The organism is Treponema porcinum (assembly GCF_900167145.1).
Lineage (GTDB): Bacteria > Spirochaetota > Spirochaetia > Treponematales > Treponemataceae > Treponema_D > Treponema_D porcinum.
Map to the genome: position 1 here is coordinate 98910 of NZ_FUWG01000010.1, position 22393 is coordinate 121302.

Genomic DNA, 22393 nt, shown 5'->3' on the forward strand with positions numbered 1-22393 from the left:
TTGCGTTGCAAACTTTTTTATGGGGATGTAATAAAAACTTTGCCTGAAATAGCGTCAAAGTTTTTTTTCACAAGTTCGCGTTGCGAACTTCCTTATCAACTGCCGCTTCTCATTTCATTGCGAAGCGGCATAAAAAGTCAATCGATTGTTGAAACAATCTTCTTGACTTTTTATGGGAGAAGTATATGAAAATTTTGGTTATTGGCGGTGCGGGATACATCGGAAGTCACGTTGTTAAGGAACTGATGGCCGCCGGACATAAAGTTACGGTTTTTGACAATCTTTCCAGCGGTTTAAGGCAAAATCTGTTTGCGGAGAACGGTTTTATTTACGGAAACATTCTTATTCAGTCTGATCTTGATGCGGCGTTTGCGCAGGGGTTTGATGCGTTTGCTCACCTTGCGGCGTTTAAGGCGGCCGGCGAATCGATGGTTCTTCCTGAAAAATATTCGGTGAATAACATTACCGGTACCCTGAACATTATGAATTCTGCGGTGAAATACGGATGTCTTCGCATGCTGTTTTCATCATCGGCTGCAATTTTCGGTTCTCCGCAGTATCTTCCAATGGACGAAAATCATCCGAAAAATCCTGAAAACTACTACGGTTTTACCAAGCTTGAAATCGAGCGCTTTATGGAATGGTACGACAAGCTTAAGGGAATGCGTTTTGCGGCTCTGCGTTATTTTAATGCTGCCGGCTACGACCCTGAGGGACTTTGCTGCGGTCTTGAGCAGAAGCCTGAAAACCTGCTTCCGCGAATTATGGAGGCTGCGTGCGGTCTTCGCGAGCTTAAGGTTTTTGGAACAGATTATGATACGCGCGACGGAACGTGCATCCGCGATTACGTTCACGTTACTGACCTTGCGCGTGCTCATGTTCTTGCGCTTGATTATATTACAAAAAATGATAAAAGCCTTGCCGTAAATCTTGGCACGGAAAAAGGAACGACGGTTTTTGAGTTGATTGAGGCTGCCCGCAGGATTTCGGGAAAGGCTATTCCGGCGGAGAATGCGCCTCGCCGTGCAGGTGATCCTGCATGCCTTTACACTTCAAGCGCGTATGCGAAGGAACTTCTGGGCTGGGTGCCTGAATATTCTGATGTTGATACGCTTGTGAGTACAACGTGGAACGTATATAAAAAGACATTCAATCAGTAAGATGTTTGCAGAAAGTAAAGGTCAGGAGCTTTTTATGGAACGGACGGATTTAGCCGGTACGGCGGACTTACGGAATTTTGTGCGCGATTCAAAGCGGCAGATGGTTGAACTTGAATCGCTTTTAACGCGATGCAAGGCTCTTGCCCCGGAGAACGGCGGCGATGGTGAGCTTGAAAAATGTACTGCGCTTGAAAAATGGCTTTGTGAAAACGGATTTTCAGGCGGAAACGTAAAAATTGAACGTTTTGATGCCCCGGACTGCCGCATTTCTTCCAAAATCAGGCCAAATCTTGTAGTTACTGTTCCCGGAAAAAGCGATGACTTTTCCGTATGGGTGATGGCGCATCTTGACGTTGTGCCTTGCGGCGACCTTTCGCTGTGGTCTGGAGATCCGTGGACGGTTGTAGAAAAGGACGGCAAACTGTACGGACGCGGCGTTGAGGATAATCAGCAGGGGCTTGTAAGCGCAGTATTCGCCGCCCTTGCCTACATAAAAAACGGTGCCGTGCCTGCACATACTGTAAAGCTTCTTTTTGCGGCGGATGAGGAAGTCGGCTCTGAATACGGCGTTATATGGCTTTTGAAAAATACGGCGCTTTTCAGGAAGAATGACCTTGTGCTTATTCCGGACGGCGGCGATTCAAAGGGCGAAACGATTGAAATTGCGGAAAAAAATCTTTTGTGGCTTAAAGTTCACGTACACGGAAAACAGGCGCACGGTTCACGCCCTGACCAGGGAAACAACGCCTGTACTGCGGCAAGCGATTTGCTTTTAAGGCTTCATAATCTTGAGCAGTTTTTTAACCGTAAGGATGCGCTTTTTGAACCGCCGGTTTCTACGTTCCAGCCGACGATGCGCCTTGCAAATGTTTCAGGAATAAATATTATTCCGGGTGAAGATACTTTCTGTATGGACTGCCGCATTCTTCCTTGCTATACGCTTGATGAAGTTCTTAGTGCAGTGGAACAGTGCTGTACTCAGATTGAAGAAGAATACGGCGTTGAAGTATGCTATGAAATTCCGCAGAAAAGTGAAAGTCCGGCTACGCCAAAAGATTCTCCTGTAGTAAAAAAACTTTCTTCTGCAATTTACAGGGCGCACGGAATACAGGCGCGCACAATAGGAATAGGCGGCGGAACTGTCGGTGCGGAACTTCGCCGGGAAGGAATTGCATGCGCTGTATGGAGTACGCTGGATGAATGTGCGCATATGCCGGATGAATACTGTATAATAGAAAATATTGTAAAAGATGCGGAAACGCTGATAGAATTTTTCAGCGAGTAGTCGTATCTGTAATGCGGTAGTCCCAGTTATGTTTAGGATAGCGTCCTTTCATTTCCTTGCAGATTTCTTTCCATGTTGTGTCCCAGAAATGTTCAAGGTCATCTGTAATCTGTAAAGGACGGCTTGCTGGTGAAAGAAGTTTCAAAAGCACTTTTTGATTCATGATTTTTGGAGTTTCAAAACAGCCAAAAATCCGCTGGATAATGATTTCTATTACAGGGCGGATCATATTGTTTTTTTCATAATGAACTACGCAAGTCCTTCCGTTCTGGAGCGTAATTCGTTCCGGCACGGCTGCGTCCACCTCGTTTCCGTTCAGATACCAGTAAAGTGCATCATAAACTGTTTTTGAGTCAATCCGGTTTGTGCCTGCCATAAACGGAACAAGCCATTCCTCCGCCGACAAAGCAAGTTCTTCTTCCAGCGTTCCGCCGCTCTTCCCTGCATCCGCCGGTAATTTTTCCTTCCGCTTTTCCTGACGGTAAAACTGCACCCTCATCAAAAAAGATTTTGTCTTTTCATCAATCGGGAGGCACTGCAAGCCTTTTTTCCGTATTTCAGAAATCCAGGCGGCGGCAATATCGTCTTTTCCGGCGGAAAGCCGTCTGCTTGTGATTATGATTTCTCCGTAGCAGACCCGTTCAAACTTTGCAGGCTTTCCGTTTTCAAAAAAACAGTCCGTACGAACAGTACTGTGCGAAGAAAGCCATTTTTCAAAGGCGGCGCCCTGCATTACTTCAAAGGAAAATATGACTGCTTCCGTCGTTCCTGCCATTACTTCAGGCGCAACAATGTATTCCGGCGTTTCTTTAAGGGAAGAATGAAGGACGGCTTTTCGCCCAGACGGAAACTGATACTCCGCTTTCTGCGCACCCAGCGGCGTAATCCGCCTTGCAAGCCGGTCTGCAAAACCGTTAAGAATCAGGGTAGTTTCGTCCGGCACGTCAGGTTTGTCCGTTCCGCCGGGTTCTTCCGAAAATGCGCATTTTGCAAGGCGGCGTTCAAGGTCTTTTACTGCTTTTTTTTGTATTTCTGCGCCTGCATTTGCGTAATTTCCGTATTTCAGGAACAGCCGCTCTGCCTGCGCAGTAAGCCGGTTGCTTCCTGCAGAAAGCATAATGCTTGCAAGGCGCGGATGCATTCCAAGCGAGAGCGCGGCGGTTCCTTTTCGCGTAATTTTTCCGCCGCCGTCAAGGCATCCTGTCTGCTTTAAAAGGAATACCGCTTCATTCCAAGCCGCTTCGCCCGGTGCATCAATAAAATCTACGGAAGAAATGCTGCACGCTCCGCGGGCGGCACATTCAAGGACAAGCGGTATAAGGTCGCACCGCTGGATTTCAGGCGGAAGCTCTTTTATGCGCGGGTCGTTTCTGCTCCACAGGCGGATGCATTTTCCGGGTGCGGTACGTCCTGCACGTCCGGCACGCTGGGCGGCGGAAAATTCGCTTTCTGTTTCCGTAACAAGATTTTGCATTCCTGTAGAAACGTTCATCCGGCTTATGCGCGAAAGTCCTGAGTCTATGACGCACGTTACGCCCGGCACTGTAAGCGACGTTTCTGCCACTGCGGAAGAAATTATTACGCGCCTGACATTTTCTTTCGGCTCGGAAAGAACGGCTTTCTGCGCATCAAACGAAATGCTTGAATGAAGGATATGAAGTTCCGTCCTGTCGTCTGAAATATCGTGCAGGGCGGCGGCGCATTTTGAAATGTCGTTTATTCCCGGAAGAAATGCAAGAATAGTTCCTTTTGATAAAGACAAAAGTTCTTCGCGGACAGCCTCTTCCACCGAAACGCCGGGACGGTATTCCAGCGAAACAGGAAACGTCCGCCCCGGAATTGCAATTACAGGAACATCCGCCGCACCGTTTTTGCACAGCGTTCCTAGATACGCGGCTGTTTTTTCCGTGTTGATTGTTGCGCTCATTATGATGACAAACAAATCATCGCGGAACTCCATTGCTTCTTTAAGAAACGCAAGCGCAAGGTCAGTATTTACCGAGCGCTCGTGAAATTCATCAATGACGATGACGGAATATTTTTCAAGGGTGGAATCGTTCTGCATTTCACGGATAAGGATGGCTTCCGTAACAACTTCAAAGCGCGTTCTTGAAGAAATTTTACTTTCAAGGTGAATGCGGTACCCGGCAGTTTCCCCGCAGTTTTCGCCCAAAAGATTTGAAACGCGGTTTGCAGCTCCAAGAACAGCAAGCCTGCGCGGTTCAGTCATAATGATTTTGCCGGAAAAGTGTTTCAGAAGCCCTAATGGAAGAACCGTTGATTTTCCGGCACCTGTTTCCGCTGTAAGGACAACGCATCTTCCCGGGCTGTTTTTCAATGTTTTACAGATTGAGTCAAGATGAGAAGTTATCGGAAACTGCTGTACGGACTCCGGATAGTTCATAGGCTTGCGGAAAAAAACTGCTTTCCGGCAAAAAAAGCGCCGGAAATGCAATTCGCTTTATTTTCGCGCATTCTCCGCAGCTTCAAGCGTATTGAACATCAGCATTGCGATTGTCATAGGTCCTACTCCGCCCGGAACAGGCGTTATAAATCCTGCAACGTCTTTTAAATCTTCAAAGTCGCAGTCACCGATAAGGCGGAATCCGCTCTTTTTGGTGCTGTCAGGAATGCGGTTTACGCCTACATCAATTACTACAGCGCCAGGTTTTACCATATCTTTCGTAACGGTGTGCGGTCTTCCGGCAGCGGCAACAAGAATGTCTGCCTGTCTTGTGATTTCTTCAATATTCTTTGTTCCGGTGTGGCACAAAGTTACCGTACAGTTCGTTTCTTTTCTCGCAAGAAGAAGCGAAACTGGTTTTCCCACAATGTTAGACCGTCCGATGACAACGGCGTGTTTTCCGCTCGTCTGAATTCCTGCTTTTTCAAGCAGTACGATAATTCCGTGCGGCGTACACGGAAGATAAGCTTTTTTTCCTATGACAAGATTTCCCACATTCACAGGATGAAAGCCGTCTACGTCTTTTGACGGGTCGATTGCAAGAAGCACTTTTTCTTCGTCAATATGTTTCGGAAGCGGAAGCTGTACAAGAATTCCGTGTACGGAAGAATCTGCATTCAATTCTCCGATTAAATGCAGAAGTTCCTCTTCCGTTGTAGTTTCCGGAAGGTGAACGCTTCTGTCTGCCATTCCAACTTCCGCAAGCGCTTTCTGTTTTCCTGTTACGTAAGAAACGCTCGCAGGATTTTCCCCGACCAGAATGACCGCAAGGCACGGCGTAATGCCTTTTGCCTTCAATGCAGAAACTTTCTCCGCAACTTCAGCGCGGACTTGTGCCGCAACTTCTTTTCCATCAATAATAGTAGCGCTCATGTTACCTTTTCCTGTAATATATGTTCTATTGTAAAAAGACTTTAAAAAATGTATAGTCAATATACCTTTTTTTCTAGTAAAATTCTATCCATATATGTAATGTATAGCAGGGAAATGTGATGAAACGTATTCTTTCAATTGTAGTTTTTTTTCTATTACTTTCGGTTTTTGCGGTTGCGCAGGATGCACCGGAAGATGACATGGACGAAGTACAGGACTTTTCATATTCAATGAACGGAAGAGGCGACCAGTATATCAAGATTGCCATTATGCCGAATTTTCCACTGAACTTTGGAGACCAGTTGTATGTGGGCGGAGCGGCGGAACTCGGCTACTACCGCTTTTTGAACAGCTGGCTTGCACTGGGAGGTGAACTTAGCGTAGGCTACAATCCCACGCTTGGAAGCAACAGCCTTACGTTCGTTCCGATTACGTTCGGAGTTTCGTTCCAGCCGGCAGTATGGAAGATTGAATTTCCGATTACGCTTTCTACAGGCTTTGCGTTTGAAACCTGCCAGAACCGCAAGTATTTTCCGGGATTTGTTGCAAAAGCAGAGGCTGGCGCATTTTTCCGCATGAATGAGGGCTGGTCGTTCGGTCTTGGCTCTGACTTTTTGTATCTTCCGCAGTGGTATACGACTGATGAACGGGCAAGTTCCGACTACGGACTTTTCCTTACGGCATTTGTTGCCGCGCGCTATCATTTCTAACAGAGGTTTTCGATGAAAAAAATATTCCTTTCAATCAGCATCGCCGCCGCAGTTTTCGGTTTTAGCGGCTGCTATGACGCAATTTTCTATAATATCCGAAACGAAGTTCCGCTTGAAGACGGCGTAATAAACGGCTATACAAATTCAATCGTGCGCTATCAGGAACCGGACGAAACGGAATTCCTTTATCTTCAGAACGGAAACGTATATTACAAGCAGATTTCAGAAGATGATGATAAAACAAAACTTACTAAAAATCAGGATCACGACAAATGGACAAAAGACAGTTCTGCACCGGAAGGAATAAGCTATTCCTATTTTGATCAGGAATTTTCCGGTACTTACAGCTGTAAGCTTGCATCAGATTCAAACTATGTCTATCTTCTTGGTGCAACGCCTGAATATGACGAATCGAGCAGCCGCAATATACTGAAGAATTTTAAACTGTATTGCTACAGCAAGGCAAACGGCTGGAAATCTGTTGAACAAATCAATACAATACTGAAGCAATATGAAAGTACGCTTGATGATGACAAATACATGATGGACTCAAGCATTCAGCTTTTCTGCACTAACGCACCGCAGAACGAACACCGCAAGGCATACATCAGAATCGGAGGCGGCTCTCCGTATTATTCGTGGATGTCAGATAAGCAGACATACGGAAGTGACTTTACAGTAAAAGACGGCGTTATGAACTGCGGAATTATTGAACTGAACGGAACTGATACAGATATTGCAAATGTTGTGCTGCTGGGAGACGGAAAAATCGGTACACTTGAAAAAACCGGTGCCGGAAAAGACACAACTTCTGCCGTATATGCAAACAACACTGTTTACTTCCTTGATTATCTTGCATCGTCCACAAATGAAACAAAAAACAAAGAAGCAGACTACATTTATTTGGGTAACGGTACGACTCTTTATTGGTTTGAAACAGCATCCGTTTCTTCCGTTAAGGCTTTGGATGCAGAGCCTGTAGGAAAATCAACAGGCTGTGCAGCCGACATTCTTTCTATGTGCGTTACAAACGATTCTATTATTCTTGGAACTTATAAAGAAGGTGCATACCACGTAAAGACAGACAGCGGCAAACCGGAAACTGAAGCTTCTACCTCCTTTCCGACAAAAAATGCAAATTCCGTTATGTGCAAGCCGTATATTGTCCGTATGCTTTTCTGCACAGATCCGTCGCTTGGCGAAACGGCTGACGGCAGTGCATTGTACAGCGCACTTCAGTTCCAATACACGGAAACTTCCGCCGGAGCATCGTATAAGAACGTAGGTCTTTGGTCGTACTATAATTCTAAAGAAAACGGCCACAGGAATAACTGGAATAAGGAATGACAGCGCAGGGTAAAACGATCTTTCATTGGTTTACATATCGTCCTGCGCTTCCAGTTTTGCGCTGCAAAACTGCGATAAAAGTATTGTCTGCTGTAACGGAATTACAGCGCAGGGTAAACACATCGCTCATTGATTTTCGTATTGACCTGCGCTTCCAGTTTTGCTTTGCAAAACTGCGATAACGTGTTGTCTGTTGTTGAGGGCAAACGCATTATAAATCAAAGCAGTGAAAATGCGGAAAAATAATAATAAAATATGAAGGGTGAAGGTAGAACGGCGCACAATTGCGACAACTTTGGACGCCTGTCACAGAGAAAATCAGAACGAAACGTAGTGGAGTGATGATTTTTTACGAAAAATTGGAGCACCCTGTGCCAGCCGGACTGCCGGAAGCCGTAATATTTTGCAATGTACTTGTATTCTTTATTGAAAAAATTATAATGCGTTTGCCCTATTCCACCGACAGGGCGTTCTTGCTTTAACGTTTTTTTTCCTGTAGTATTTAACGCATTGTGAGTATCCTTAATTCTTTCTTGCTGTTGATAGGAAGTCTGGGCTTTCTGCTGTATGGAATGCGCCTGATGAGTGACGGTATTCAAAAAAGCGCAGGTGAAAAACTACAGCGGGCCTTAGGCATGATGACCGGAAACCGTTTCGTCGGCATTCTGACCGGTCTTGCAATCACAATGATTATACAGTCGTCCGGCGCAACTACCGTTATGGTCGTTTCGTTCATTAACGCCGGACTGCTCACCCTTACGCAGTCAGTCGGCGTCATTTTCGGCGCAAATATCGGAACTACAATTACCGCATGGATTGTTTCGCTGTTTGGCTTTAATTTCAAAATTTCCAGTTTTGCAATTCCGATGTTTGGAATGGGATTTTTCCTTACAATATTAAAGGATTCAAACTGCAGGAACATCGGCGAAGCCATTATGGGATTCGGTCTTCTTTTTATGGGATTAAGCGGACTTTCCGATACGTTCTCGTTTGACCCATCGGATTTGAAATTTCTTGCAGAAGTGCAGAATCTAGGCGTTATTTCAATTCTTATCGGTTTTGTAATCGGCATTCTTGTTACGGCGCTTATGCACTCGTCAAGCGCATTTTCTGCAATCGTAATTACAATGGCGTTCAACAACATCATAACTTGGGAAGTGTCCGCCGCAATGACGCTCGGAAGCAACATCGGTTCAACGATTGACGCAGTTCTTGCGGCGTTCGGCACAAATGCAGATGCCAGGCGTTCGGCACTCATTCACGTTCTGTTCAATGTTGTAGGAACGCTTCTTGCACTTATTTTCCTTAATCCGCTTCTTTCATTCGTTACCTGGCTTTCTGCCGGTCAGAATATTGCAATACGCATTTCCGTTCTTCATACTGTATTTAAAATCGTTACGACTCTTGTTTTCGTTCCGTTCGTTCCGCAAATTGTCAGGCTTTCCCAATTTCTGGTAAAAGATGACAATGATGGTGCTCTCAGGCATTATCACCTTGATTTTCAGGAGCATACGGGAAAAGAAAGTACGGCAATGCACATCATCCGCGTAGAAAAAGAAATTGCTGATATGACGGATGTAGTAACGCAGATGTTCGACAGGCTTCAAATCGGATTTTCAAAGCGCAGTCAGTCTTTCATTGACGAACATGCAGAAGCACTTGAGTCTGCGGAAGATTACTGCGACCAGATGCACGAACAGCTTGTGCGTTACATAATTCAGTGCCAGCACCTTCCTGTTACGGACAACCAGCGCGCAAACCTTTCCCTTATGATTCAGATTACCGATGACATTGAAGCTATGTCTGACGACTGTTTTTCCGCCGGAATGCTTTTGCAGCGCAGCATAGAAAAAAAGATGAAATTTCCGCAGGAAGATATGGAACGCCTTATTCCATACGTGGAACTTGCGCGCCAGTTCCTGCAATTCATCCGCATAAACATAAATAAGCACCTTGACGAAAACAAACTTGCAATGGCAACGGAACTTGAAGAACAGATTGACCTGTTCCGCAAAAACCTTAAGAAAATCGCCCGAAAACGCCTTGAAAGCGGTGCAGACGTAAAGGCGGAGCTTCTTTACCTTGATTTAATCCGTCAGATTGAAAAAATCGGCGACCACGCATTCAGCATTTCAGAACTGCTTGCGCAGACAGCATAGAAAATTGCGTTTTTCTCTTGCATCTTGCTAAAAAACTGTAAAAAGTGTATAACAATATAACATCAATGGCGATGAGAACGTAGTGTTGCTGCGTTCTCATCGCTTTTTTATTTTAAAACAGCAACGCAGACTTTTTATCAACTGGAGTATGTATGACGAATGTACCGGAACTTTTTGCAAGCAATGTGTTCAATCAGAAAGTAATGCAGGAACTCCTGCCAAAAGAAACGTTCAAGGCGCTGAAGCGGACGCTTGACGAGGGAATTCCGCTTGAACTTGAAATTGCAAATCAGGTTGCCCACGCAATGAAAGAATGGGCAATTTCCAAGGGTGCAACGCACTACACACATTGGTTTCAGCCGCTTACAGGAATTACTGCGGAAAAGCACGACAGTTTTATTTCGCCGGCACAGGACGGCGGCGTTATCATGGAATTTTCCGGGAAGGAACTTGTGAAGGGTGAACCTGACGCATCTTCTTTTCCGTCCGGCGGAAAACGCTCTACGTTTGAGGCGCGCGGCTACACCGTATGGGATCCGACGGCGTACGCATTCGTAAAAGACCATTCGCTCTGTATTCCAACTGCTTTCTGTTCCTACACAGGTGAAGCACTGGACAAAAAAACGCCGCTTCTTCGCTCTATGGAAACACTGAACGAGCAGGCTCTCCGAATCCTTAAACTGTTCGGAAGCAAAGCAAGGCACGTTACAACGACAATGGGGCCGGAACAGGAGTATTTTCTTATTGATGAAAAACTTTGGAATCAGCGGAAAGACCTTCGTATGACAGGAAGAACGCTTTTCGGCGCAAAACCGTCGAAAGGTCAGGAAATGGATGACCAGTATTTTGCCGCCATAAAGCCGCGCATTGTAAAATATATGGAAGAACTGAACGAAGAACTGTGGAAGCTCGGAATTCTTTCAAAAACGGAGCATAATGAAGTTGCGCCGGCACAGCACGAAATGGCGCCTGTTTTTACTACGTCAAATCTTGCCGCAGACCAGAACCAGCTTACGATGGAAATAATGAAAAAAGTTGCGCGCCGTCACGGAATGGTATGCCTTCTTCACGAAAAACCGTTTGCCGGCGTAAACGGTTCGGGCAAGCACAACAACTGGTCTATCGCTACTGACGAAGGCGAAAATCTTTTTGCTCCGGGAAAAACGCCTCAGGAAAATGCGCAGTTCCTTCTTTTCCTTACTGCCGTTCTTAAAGCAGTCGACGAAAATCAGGACTTACTGCGTATCTGTGTAGCAAGTGCAGGAAACGACCACAGGCTTGGAGCAAACGAGGCGCCTCCTGCAATCGTTTCAATCTATCTTGGCGACGAGCTTGAAGCCGTACTTAAGTCGATTAAGGACGGAACGCCTTATGATTCAAAATCAAAGTCAAAAATGTCCATCGGCGTAGATGTCCTTCCTCCAATCCCTAAGGATTCCACAGACAGAAACAGAACGTCTCCGTTTGCATTTACAGGAAACCGCTTTGAGTTCCGCTCTGTGGGTTCCGCGCTTTCAATTTCCGGTCCGAATACGACGCTCAATTCAATTCTTGCATACGCGCTCAAAGAATATGCAGACGAACTTGAAAAAGCCGTTGATTTTGAAAAAGAACTACAGAATCTTATAAAGAGGGAAATCACTGCTCACTGGCGGATTGTTTTTGACGGAAACGGTTACGACGAAGCATGGATCACAGAAGCAGAAAAACGCGGTCTTTTAAACTTAAAGACATTGCCGGATGCAATGGAACAGTATCTTAAGCCGAAAAACGTCAGGCTTTACACGGAAATGGGAATTTACACCGAACCGGAAATGGAAAGCCACTATGACATCAAGCTTGAAAAATACTGCGGAATCCTTAATATCGAAGTTGAAACGATGCTTGAGATGATTTATAAGGATATTCTTCCGGCATCATTCAGTTATATGCGTGCTGTGGGAGAAACAGCTGCAAACGTAAAAAATCTCCTTCCTGACGCTAAATGCAGGGCAGAATGTGATATTTTGAAAAAACTTGACGGACTTACGGACGAACTTGCAAAAAAAGCAGAAGAACTGAGCAGTACGCATATCCGCATAAAGAAACGCTCCGGCATAATGGAGATTGCACAGGGGTATGCGCGGGAGGTAATTCCGGCAATGGCAGAAGCACGCGCCGTTGCAGACGAAATCGAGCCGCTTCTTGGAGAAAACTACAAGCCGTTCCCAAGCTACGAAGATTTGCTTTTTAAGATTTAAAGTTTTTTTGTTTGCGCAAAGTGATATAAGAAAAAATTAAAAAGGAACAAAAATAAATGGAGGTGAAAAAATTTCACCTCCATTTTTTATCAGTATACAAGTATTTTTGTATGCAAAAAACGCTTACAGCTGACCGCTTTCTGCCGCGCCAGGAAGACCAATATCCTTCCTGTGGAACGCACCCTCAAATGAAACTGCATCAACAGCATTGTAGGCGTTTTTCCATGCTTCCTCAAAAGTTCTACCGAATGCGCTGCACGCAAGAACGCGTCCGCCGTTCGTTACAAGTCCGCCGCCGCCAGTCCGCCTGTCATAACGCGCACCGGCAATAAAAATCTTTGCACCGCTTGCTTCAACTGCCTTTTCTGCAATGACAATCGGCTTTCCTTTCGGGTATGCTCCCGGGTATCCGCCGGAAACAACGACAGGGGCAACCTGAAATCCCTTTTTCCAGCTGAATTTGAAGTTTTTAAGCGTGCAGTTTACAATCGCCTCGCACATCTCTATAAAATCAAAATCCATAAGCGGAAGAACAGCCTGGGTTTCCGGGTCGCCGAGGCGCACATTGTATTCCAGAAGCTTCGGTCCGTCTTTTGTAAGCATAACGCCAAAGAAAATAAAGCCACGGTAATCAAATCCCTCGGCAATCATTCCTTTTAAAGTCGGCTCAAGACATTCTTTGTTGAACTGCGCCATAATATCGTCCGTAACGTCACTTAACGGGCAGACAGCACCCATTCCGCCTGTATTAGGTCCTTTGGCTCCGTCATTCAGCCGTTTGTGGTCACGCGCCGGAAGGAACGGAATAATGGCAGCCGTTCCGTTTTGAACAGCTTCTTTTGTAACAGAAACAGCAGAGAGAACTGAAATTTCTACGCCCTGCAGATAGTCTTCAATTACAAGTTTCTGACCGGCAGTTCCAACACGTCCGCCTTCCATTAAGTCTGCAACTGCCTCAAGCGCTTCTTCTTCAGTAGCGGCAACTACAACGCCTTTTCCGGCTGCAAGACCGTCTGCTTTTATAACGATTGGAGCACCGTGTTCCTTAACATACGCTTCTGCCTGCTTTTTATCGGTAAATGTCCGGCTTTTTGCGCAGGCAACGCCGTATTTTTCCATAAACTCTTTAGAAAGGTCTTTGCTTGCTTCAAGCTGCGCCGCCTGTTTTTTAGGACCTACGCACGGAATTCCTGCATTCCAGAATTCATCGGCAAGACCTTCTGCCAAAGGATCTTCCGGTCCGATTACTGCCATCGTACAGCCTTCATGTTTTGCAATCTGCACATACGGATTTTCATCGCCGGAAATATACGAGCAGTTCTTGATTTCTACATTAGTGCACTTAGATTCTTTTGCAGTTCCGCCGTTTCCGGGAACACAAACAACTTTTTCAACTTTAGGACTCTGAGCAATTTTCCAAGCAATGGTGTGCTCGCGACCACCATTGCCGACAACGATAACATTCATAATGCAATAATACAATAAACAGCGGCTTTATTCAATTTTTACGCACGTTTTTTTGATTTTGCGCAGGAACGTTACATTGTTTTTGCAACTTCCTCGTGCTGTTTTTCAAGAATTTCCATCACGCGGTCAATGATTTTCTGTTTCGGATCAGGATCATCAGCAGGAAGGGAAGCAAGCACTTCGTTACGGAATTCCTTGCAGTTAATTACAGGCTTTGCCGTAAGCACGACTTTTGCAGGTTCTACAAGATCGCTCAGCATATCGTCAGGGGATTCCATATTGATTTTGAGCGCTTCACCGTTTACAGAAACAAGAAGCATAACGTCAAACAGGCGGAGATAGCTGTCGATTTCGCGAAGACCTTTTTTTGTTTCCGGCTGACCAGGACGATAGCGCGTACCGCTTGGGAAAACGAGAATTACCTGCCCGCGGCGCTTGCACGCATCCATAGCACGCATAGCCGCAAAATTTATCTTTCGAGCTTTAGCCTCTTCTGCAGCACGTTCTTCTTCAGAAACAGCCTGTTCTTCTGCTTTTGTAAGGCTTCTTGTAGGATAAATGACGACGCGTGTAAAGCCTTCTGTCCATACTTTTACGGCAGGACCGGCTTCGTTCAGCTTCATTCCGGCAACGGCAACAATTCGTTTTGAAAAATCTTTTGCCCACTCCTCGTCACGGTTTTTCAAAAGATAAATGATTGCAGGAAGGTCAAGATTTGTATAATGCTCCATCAGTATAAGACCTTTTTTTCCGTCTTTTACAACTGCATCATAAAATGCCTTGAAATTTTCGATGTTTCCCAAACCTGATTCCGGCAGAAAATTATCATCAAGCATTAAATCCATATATTTTGTCAATTCAGGATTTGCTTCCTGATAAATATTCGTTTCGTCAATTTTATCAGGCGCGTGGGAAAGAGCCACCATCTCCTTAAAATATTTTCCGTACGCATCTTTTAATTGTTTTGCCATAAAATTCCTTCTGTTTCTTTATGAGCAGATTGAACGGACTGCTTAAAAACAGACCGCTCAGTGCATTTAATATATTCTAATAGCAGTTCAAGCAGGTGTCAATTTGTTTTACCGCCAGCACAGGCTGACCGGCTAGAACGATGTCCTTCCGCGGAAACTTCGCGCCAAAGTCAGCTTGTCAGCATACTCAAGGTCACCGCCAACAGGAATTCCTGTTGCAAGCCGTGTGATTTTTACGTCATATTTTTCCGACAGGATTTTCTGTATGTAAAGCGCCGTCGAGTCGCCTTCAAACGTAGGATTTGTCGCAAGGATAATTTCCTTTATTCCGCCGGCACTTACGCGCTTTACAAGGCTTGCAATGTTCAGGCGGTCAGGTCCTACGCCCTCAAGCGGCGCAATTACTCCGCCCAGCACGTGAAAAAGTCCTGTGTATCCGCCGGCGCTTTCTATAGTCTGAACATCCTGCGGCTGCTCTACTATGCAGATAACGGAAGAATCGCGCAGCGGATTTGAGCAAATCGGGCACGGATCGTTTTCAGTCCATGCGCCGCATACCGAGCACGGCTTTATTTTCTGCTGAAGTTCGCTTATCTGACGCGAAAAATTCTGAATGTACAGCGGTTCTGCCTTTAGAAGATGATTTACAATCCGCGCCGCGCTTTTTTTACCTATTCCAGGCAACCGGGAAAACGAATTAGTCAGTTCATCAATTATATTCATTGCGACTTCCCTGCCTTATATTCCAAGACCAGGAATGTTCAGCCCGGAAAGCAGTGTACCTGATTTTTCCTTAAGCTGTTCCTGCATTTTTGAAATTGCATCGTGCTGGGCGGCAACAATTAAATCTTCCAGCATTTTTACATCGCGGTTATCTACACACAGAGGATCAAGATGAATTTCAAGCATCTCGAACCTGCCGTTGATTTTTACCGTAACCATTCTTCCGCCGGAAGACCCTTCTGCAGTCAGTTCAGAGATTTCTTTCTGAAGCTTTTCCGCCTGTTCTTTTATTGCCTGAGAATTTTTCAGTAACTCAAAAGGATTCATTGTTTACTCCTATAAAAGCAGTTTTTATCTTATGTCCCTACAACGGTGCCTTTGAACGCATTGCACAGGATTTTTACCTGCTGCGGAAGTTCAACGGCTGATTTTTCTTGTTTTTCTTCTATGTATTGAATCTCAAACTGCATATGCTCGTGACAGTATTTTGACAGCACGGCAACAATTGTCGGAATATTCTGACCGATATAGTTTTTCTGATATTCCGTTTTTATTGTCGTACTGATTTTATTCCCTAAAAGATTCCATGCGCCGGTCTGCATAAGCGCAGACGCAAGCATCGTATTATTCACGGAAAGTTCAGCAATCACTGCGCCAAAAAGTTTTCCCATCTGAATGGAACTTCCGTCACTTGCCGTAAACGTTACGCTGCTTTCGTGGATTTCTTCCGGGGTAAGCGCACGTCGAGGTGCTTCTTCCGTAAAGTCAGCGGCATCTGAAGGAACATACGGTTCTGCCGATGATGAGGAAGAGCGGTCTGTTTCATCTTCAAACGAGCCGTCATCTTCCGGCGGAACGTCCGTATTAGACCAGTCGTCATCGGAAGAATCGTCCGGCGCATAACTGTATTCTCCGCCATTTTCATATTCCGGCAAAGACACATTCTCCTGCGGCGGTGAAAACGGTTTTGCTACTGAAAATGCCGCTGCTTGTTCCGGCGGCACAGCTCCGCCATCAGGAAAAGGGGGCGCTGCCTCCTGCTGAACCGACTCATCAGAAGGCGCTTGCGTTGCCTCCTGAGCATTCCGTCCGTTTCCGTCAAAAATTGAAAAATGAGGCATTCCGGCAGGAATTTGCACGGAAGATGCATTTTCACCGCCTTCGTTCTGCCGACTGACTTCCGCCTGTTGCGCAGAAGCAGTAAATGCCGGCGCATTCTGAACTTCGCCAGTTACAGGCTGAGGTGCAGAAGGTGTCTGCATTGCGCCGAATGACGGTACAGCCTGCGCTCCGGCTGAATTATTTACCTGCGCAGGACGCGGCGCATTTTCCAAAAGAGCGTGCGCCTTGTCTATTTCCGCCTTTACCTCCGCCGGCGAAACATATTGCGAAAGCCAGCACAGCCTGCTGAATGCAAGTTCCAGCTCGTATCGCGGAGAAAGCGAGTAGCGTATATCACGATACAACTGTAAAAACAGGGAAAGCGCACGTTCTGTCTGAACGGTATTCCATGAATCAAGTACGTCCTGACTGTATCTTTCCGGCGACTGCCCCAGAAGTGCCTCCCGTCTTATTCCGTTTTTTATCAAAAGCAGACTGCGGATATATTCACAGCTGTTTGAAATAAGCTGTTCTATGGAAATGCCGGACTCAAGAAATCCGTCAAGTTCATTCAAAGCCTCTTCCGTTTTTCCGGCGGCACAAAAACCGAACAGACTGTTCAGCCGGTCTACGCCTAAGAGCCCGAGCTTGTCGCGGATTTTTTCATACGTTATGTAGCCGTCACTGAACGCCGCAACCTGATCAAAAAGCGTATATGAATCGCGAATAGAACCGCCGGATTCCTTTGCAATCCAGTACAAAGCTTCCGCGTCCGACTGAATGTTCATTTCTCGGCATGCATCCGCCAGAAGATTTTTTACCTTTTCTACCGGTACAAGACGGAAGTTGAACTGCTGGCAGCGAGACTTTATAGTAGCAGGAACTTTCTGAAGTTCCGTCGTTGCAAAAATAAAAATAACGTACGGAGGCGGCTCTTCAATCGTCTTTAAAAGTGCGTTGAAGGCGCTTGTAGAAAGCATATGGACTTCATCGATTATGTAGATTTTATAGCGCGCTGAATTCGGCGGAAACATAACTTCGTCCTTTATCTGGCGGACGTCATTAACGCTCGTATTTGAAGCACCGTCTATCTCAATGACATCAAGGGAAGAACTGTTCGTAATTGCGCGGCAGGAATCACACTGTCCACAAGGCTCGTCATTCGGAGTGCCGGTACTCTGGCAGTTCAGCGCCTTTGCAAGAATGCGCGCCGTTGACGTTTTTCCGCATCCGCGCGGACCTGCAAACAGATACGCGTGTGCAATCTGCCCGGATTTTATAGAATTCTTCAATGTTTCTGCAACAAATTCCTGCCCGACAAGATCTTCAAAATGCTGCGGACGCCGTCGTGTTGCCGTTACTTCATAAGCCATACTGTCACCAGTCCTTTCTTCTATTATATAATACTATAGCAGAACAAACTGAAATGCTCAATTGAAAGCAGAATGAGTATCGTTCTGCCGGTAGAAAAAATGCGTGCAGTCAGGTAAAATTATATGGTATGAATGTTGAACATTTGATTTTTGACCTTGACAATACGCTTTATCCGTCTTCAGGAAATATGGACAAAGGAATTACGCAGCGGATGATGAATTTTGTAGCGTCTTTTTTTGACGTTTCTTACGAAGAAGCCGTAAAAATCCGTGCGGAACATATACGCAATTTTTCCACAACGCTTGAATGGCTGCGCTCCGAAGGACTTTCTGACGTTGAAAGTTATTTTGCTGCCGTTCATCCTCCGTACGAAGCCGATGAACTTGAGGAAAATCCATCGCTCCGCCCTTTTCTTGAGTCAATCCGCATTCCAAAAATAATACTCACGAATGCACCGTCTGAGCATGCGGAGCGGGTTCTGGAAAAACTGCGCGTACGCGACTTGTTCACTGCCGTATGTGACATCAGGACAAGCGGACTTTTGGGAAAACCGTATCCGCAGGCATTCAGAAGCGCACTTGAAAAATGCGGCGGCACGACTGAGAATACGCTTTTTATAGATGATATGAAAAAATACACCGACGGTTTTGCCGCGCTCGGAGGAACAGCCGTTCTTACCGGCGACAAGATAGGACACGCCCTGAACCCGAAGTCAAACGCCGTTGCAAAAGAAAAGCCTTTGCGGCCGGGAAGAACAATCCGCATTCCGTCCGTCTATGACCTTCCAAAATTGATTTCAGAACTCTCTTTATCAAACTGATTTTTTTTTATTATTTAACTGTCATTTTTTGCCTTTTTTTGCAAATCATTCCTATTTATATGTAGGAACAAAAAAACGGAAAAAAAAAGTACAGGTCTTTCTCTAGAGCAGGTTCGGGAATTGTAAGGTAATTTTTACCGACTGGCACGTCAAATAAAATCAAGAAAATTCTCACTGAGAATTTTTCACAAGTTACTTAAAATCAGCATAAAAAACACGCCGAGTTTTAAAAAATTCTCGGCGAGAATTCTAAAAAGTACGGCGTGTTTTTAGGAAAAACTCGGCGAGAATTTGGGAAAAACACGCCGAGTTTTTTGAAAAATGAATTACTTTTTAAGAATTACAAACGATTTTGCAGGAACGCTTGTAGGAACAGTTGTACTTTCTTCTGGTGTTCCGCTAGTTACATCGATAACTTTTGTATAACCTGTCATTTCACCAGAAGCAATTTCAACTTCATTATCAGTAGCGTTAAAGAAAATTCTAAAAGCACCAGTTGTGTACTTTGTTACACCGTTAGTCCTTACTTCTTTTTCAGCATTTATCGTTTTGGCTTTACCGGCTACTGCACTGGTATTTTTACCAAATGCATCAGGATTAGCCTTGCGAAGTGAAATAAGACCTTTGTAAACATTATAAACATCAGAATATGTTGTTTTCATAGACAAATCAATTGTATTTACAGCATCAATGTTGTATTCTCCAGGTTCATTTGTCCATTCAATTCCACCTTTTGTATCAGCAGAATAACTGTCAGGATTTCCTTTTTTAGTACGAAGGAAGTCCTGTCCACCGTTCATAAAAGGAGTTCCTTGAGAAAGAATTACAAAAGCCGCAGCCAGTTTATCTTCTTTTTTTATGAGTTCAAGCTGTTCTTCAGAAACCGAAGCAGGCCATTTTGTCGCAATTTTCCCATCTTTATCTGCCTTTTGAACATCTTCAAGATTTTCTTTTAATGAATATACAAGCTTATCATAAAGCGTGAAATTATCGTGACATTCAACATAATGAAGTGCAAGACCAGGTTCACCTGTCGCATTACGATTATTCTTACCAGATTCACCAACTAAACCATCTGCTATTCCAGTATCATTAAATACTCCTTGAACCTGACCTGTCTTAAATCCACCGAATTCAGCACCTTTTACTGCATCACGGAAGTCATCGTCAAATGCACCGACGCCGTAGCTTCCTGCAGAAACAGCCTGAGTTGCACCGTCTTCTACAAGACAGTCTCCTCCAGTCCAAGGTTCCCCGTAAACAAGAACATTCTGGTCAATCTCAGAAAGAGCATTATAAATTTCTTTCATTGCTTCTTTACTATGAATTCCCATAAGATCAAAGCGGAAGCCGTTAATGTGATAGTCAAGCATCCAGTGTTTTAAAGAATCAATCATGTATTTTCTGAACATCGGAGCTTCACTGTCGGTTTCATTACCACATCCAGAACCGTTTGAATATGTTCCGTCTGCTTTTATTCTATAATAGTAGTATGGAACTGTTGAATCATATAAAGAACCACCTTGAGTTCCGGCTGTATGATTGTAAACGACATCCATAATTACTGCGATGCCGTTTTCATGCAGTTTTTTAATCATTGCCCGGGCCTGCTCAACCGTAGCCATTCCGTCTTTGTCTGAAGAATAATCTGTATAGCGGCTTTCAGGAACATTGTAGTGATATGGATTATAACCCCAGTTATATCCGTCATCATTTACAACCTGTGCATATTCAAACATAGGAAGAATCTGAACATGAGTTACGCCAAGGTCTTTCAAGTGAGCAATAACTTTATCGCTTGCAAAGTCGTTAAATTTTCCTGTTGAATCAGAAACTGTTGCCCGGCTCCAGTCACGAATATGCATTTCATAAATTATTGCATCACTGTTATCTTTAGCATCTGAACCATTTGAACCGAATGGATTTTTATATGTTTCTTTTGTTCCATATTCAGTTCCGGCGTTGATATCTACAATCTGAGATGCAATTGCATCAGGACTACAAGCTTTTGCATAAATATCAGAAGTCCAATATGTTATGCCGTTATTTGTAATCTGATATTTGTAATATTTTTTGCTTCCCACAGAATCAAGAGTATAACTCCAGATACCAGTTTCTTTGTCCAGAGACATTTCATTTTCTGCAGAAGGATCACCTTTCAAAGATTCTTCTGTTGTTGAACCGCAGGCTTTTGCAGCTACAGTTTCTGCCTTGAAATTTCCTACCTTAGAAACATCATCATAGAACAAAATGTTAACCTTGCTTGCAAGAGGTGCCCAAACCTTAAATACAGCTTTTTCGCCGTCAAAAGTAAGTCCTAAATCATCTCCGCTGTATTTATAATCTTTAAGGGAAATCTTTATTGCATTTTGTGTGGAAATCTGACGACCATCAGAAGGTTCAAAAGACTGATGTTTTATCATCCATGTTTTTGACACATCCAAATCAGAATCAATTTTTACAAACAGTGTATTTGTAAAGTTTTCCGAACGGTTTGTTTTTGCCGCATAGTTTACAACGTCTTTTACTGCTACAGTTGTTCCATCAGTTGCAACAAGACTGAATCCATTGTCTGATGGTTCTCCTGTAAGTGCGTATTTTACAGAAAGTACTACCTTTAATGTAGAAAGAGTTTCCATAGATGCACTTGAAATAAAAGGAGTCATAACAGAACTTATAGGATAAAGATCCTTGTCTCCACTTAAAATCATAAAATGCATTGTGCTTGATAAATCAACGGCAACATCTTCAGTATCTTTTGTCCATGAATCAGATTTTCTGATAATGAAATTAATATTATCCTTATTTTCAATTGCATCTTTTACTAATGGCGCACTACGTTCAAACATTGAAGGATCAAGCACCATATAACCGATTTTATATGTATTTCCGTCATATAAAACATCTTTTGATTTAAATTGACCTATGGTCGAACTGAATGCAAGTGCTCCATCTCCTCCGTCTTCCCATAACCATAAAGCCCAGTCACTATAGTTTCCATCAGCACGATTATAAAAAAGAATAACCTTTTCATCATTAGGGTCGATTTCTTTTGCTAATTCAGAAGCTGCCAATAATTCACTATTAACCTTTCCAATAGTACCTGGAATTTCCTGAAGTTTTACAGAATCATCATCCCCACCCGACGAACATCCTGCAAACATTACTGCTGCACCCAGAATCAGGCTCAGCAATACCTTAAATTTTCTCTTTTTCATAAGTTTATAAAACCTCCTAAAGTTTTAATTTACTTTTGCAATTTAAAAACTATTCAAAAGTCATATATCCCTTTGAACAAACTTTTTACTTTTGCTTAATTTTCAACACTCATATAAATGCTGAAGATTAAACACAAGAAAAAACAACTACTCTTTAGTTGAATTTAATTAAAAATCAACTAAACAATTGTTTTTATTTAAACAATCTCTTATAATATCCACAAAGAGCAATGAAAAATTTTTCCAAAATTTTTACTTTTAGGAGGGGTGATAGTTATGTCTGAAAATATTAAGCGTTGTCTTGATTTAGCAAATTTGATTACAAAGAAATCTGTATTTTTATTCGGACCTCGTCAAACAGGTAAATCAACACTAATTAACACAGAATTATCTGAAACTTTTGCTCTTTCGTGGAATTTACTTAAAGGAAAATTACGTTTAGAAGTTCAGAGGAATCCAAGTTATTTAACTGAACAAGTTG

16 protein-coding genes are annotated in these 22393 nt (G+C 44.0%); 8 read left to right on the forward strand and 8 right to left on the reverse strand.

Features of this window, described 5'->3' with window-relative positions; all coding sequences use genetic code 11:
* Positions 1-185: 185 nt before the first annotated feature.
* Positions 186-1160, forward strand: coding sequence for a UDP-glucose 4-epimerase GalE (galE, locus tag B5D55_RS07640; protein WP_078933414.1), 975 nt, complete (start codon positions 186-188; stop codon positions 1158-1160).
* A gap of 34 nt (positions 1161-1194) precedes the next feature.
* Entirely contained in the window at positions 1195-2445 is a 1251-nt protein-coding gene (locus B5D55_RS07645; protein ID WP_078933435.1) for a M20 family metallo-hydrolase, read from the forward strand.
* On the opposite strand, the gene hrpB is transcribed toward B5D55_RS07645, so the two are convergent.
* Positions 2435-4849: an ATP-dependent helicase HrpB gene (gene hrpB, locus B5D55_RS07650; RefSeq protein ID WP_143593269.1), complete on the reverse strand. Its 2415-nt coding sequence runs from the start codon at positions 4847-4849 to the stop codon at positions 2435-2437. The genes B5D55_RS07645 and hrpB overlap by 11 nt on opposite strands.
* Positions 4850-4906: 57 nt before the next feature.
* A complete protein-coding gene (gene folD, locus B5D55_RS07655) occupies positions 4907-5782 on the reverse strand; it encodes a bifunctional methylenetetrahydrofolate dehydrogenase/methenyltetrahydrofolate cyclohydrolase FolD (RefSeq protein ID WP_078933416.1) in 876 nt (291 codons plus the stop codon).
* A gap of 119 nt (positions 5783-5901) precedes the next feature.
* Here folD and B5D55_RS07660 point away from each other — a divergent pair, with 119 nt between their 5' ends.
* The 4 genes from B5D55_RS07660 to B5D55_RS07680 all read left to right on the forward strand — a co-directional run bounded on the left by B5D55_RS07660 (position 5902) and on the right by B5D55_RS07680 (position 12238).
* Positions 5902-6492, forward strand: a complete 591-nt coding sequence (locus B5D55_RS07660) for a TP0733 family outer membrane beta-barrel protein (protein WP_078933417.1) — start codon at positions 5902-5904, stop codon at positions 6490-6492.
* Between the two features lie 12 nt (positions 6493-6504).
* A complete protein-coding gene (locus B5D55_RS07665) occupies positions 6505-7839 on the forward strand; it encodes a hypothetical protein (RefSeq protein ID WP_078933418.1) in 1335 nt (444 codons plus the stop codon).
* Positions 7840-8351: 512 nt separating this feature from the next.
* Positions 8352-9998 carry a Na/Pi cotransporter family protein gene (locus B5D55_RS07675; RefSeq protein WP_078933420.1) on the forward strand — a complete coding sequence of 549 codons (1647 nt, stop codon included), beginning with the start codon at positions 8352-8354 and terminating at the stop codon, positions 9996-9998.
* 152 nt (positions 9999-10150) lie between these two features.
* The gene (locus tag B5D55_RS07680; RefSeq protein ID WP_078933421.1) at positions 10151-12238 is read left to right on the forward strand and encodes a glutamine synthetase III family protein; all 2088 of its coding nucleotides are present in this window, start codon (positions 10151-10153) and stop codon (positions 12236-12238) included.
* 123 nt (positions 12239-12361) lie between these two features.
* On the opposite strand, the gene purD is transcribed toward B5D55_RS07680, so the two are convergent.
* The 5 genes from purD to dnaX form a co-directional block, all read right to left on the reverse strand.
* Positions 12362-13705 (reverse strand): phosphoribosylamine--glycine ligase, encoded by a 1344-nt coding sequence (gene purD, locus B5D55_RS07685; protein WP_078933422.1) that lies wholly within the window; start codon positions 13703-13705, stop codon positions 12362-12364.
* 71 nt (positions 13706-13776) lie between these two features.
* Complete coding sequence (locus tag B5D55_RS07690; RefSeq protein WP_078933423.1) at positions 13777-14676, reverse strand: glycerol-3-phosphate acyltransferase; 900 nt, start codon at positions 14674-14676, stop codon at positions 13777-13779.
* Positions 14677-14808: 132 nt separating this feature from the next.
* Positions 14809-15399 (reverse strand): recombination mediator RecR, encoded by a 591-nt coding sequence (recR, locus tag B5D55_RS07695; RefSeq protein ID WP_078933424.1) that lies wholly within the window; start codon positions 15397-15399, stop codon positions 14809-14811.
* Positions 15400-15414: 15 nt separating this feature from the next.
* Positions 15415-15726 carry a YbaB/EbfC family nucleoid-associated protein gene (locus B5D55_RS07700; RefSeq protein ID WP_078933425.1) on the reverse strand — a complete coding sequence of 104 codons (312 nt, stop codon included), beginning with the start codon at positions 15724-15726 and terminating at the stop codon, positions 15415-15417.
* A 29-nt stretch (positions 15727-15755) separates the two neighbouring features.
* A complete protein-coding gene (gene dnaX, locus B5D55_RS07705; RefSeq protein WP_078933426.1) occupies positions 15756-17873 on the reverse strand; it encodes a DNA polymerase III subunit gamma/tau in 2118 nt (705 codons plus the stop codon).
* Between the two features lie 128 nt (positions 17874-18001).
* Between dnaX and B5D55_RS07710 the strand changes: the two genes are divergently transcribed.
* Positions 18002-18694: an HAD-IA family hydrolase gene (locus B5D55_RS07710; RefSeq protein ID WP_078933427.1), complete on the forward strand. Its 693-nt coding sequence runs from the start codon at positions 18002-18004 to the stop codon at positions 18692-18694.
* A 326-nt stretch (positions 18695-19020) separates the two neighbouring features.
* Here B5D55_RS07710 and B5D55_RS07715 read toward each other — a convergent pair whose 3' ends face one another.
* Positions 19021-21912: an alpha-amylase family glycosyl hydrolase gene (locus tag B5D55_RS07715; protein ID WP_078933428.1), complete on the reverse strand. Its 2892-nt coding sequence runs from the start codon at positions 21910-21912 to the stop codon at positions 19021-19023.
* A gap of 276 nt (positions 21913-22188) precedes the next feature.
* Between B5D55_RS07715 and B5D55_RS11475 the strand changes: the two genes are divergently transcribed.
* Positions 22189-22393: hypothetical protein (locus tag B5D55_RS11475; RefSeq protein WP_200805306.1), on the forward strand; the 205-nt coding region annotated here is incomplete at its 3' end.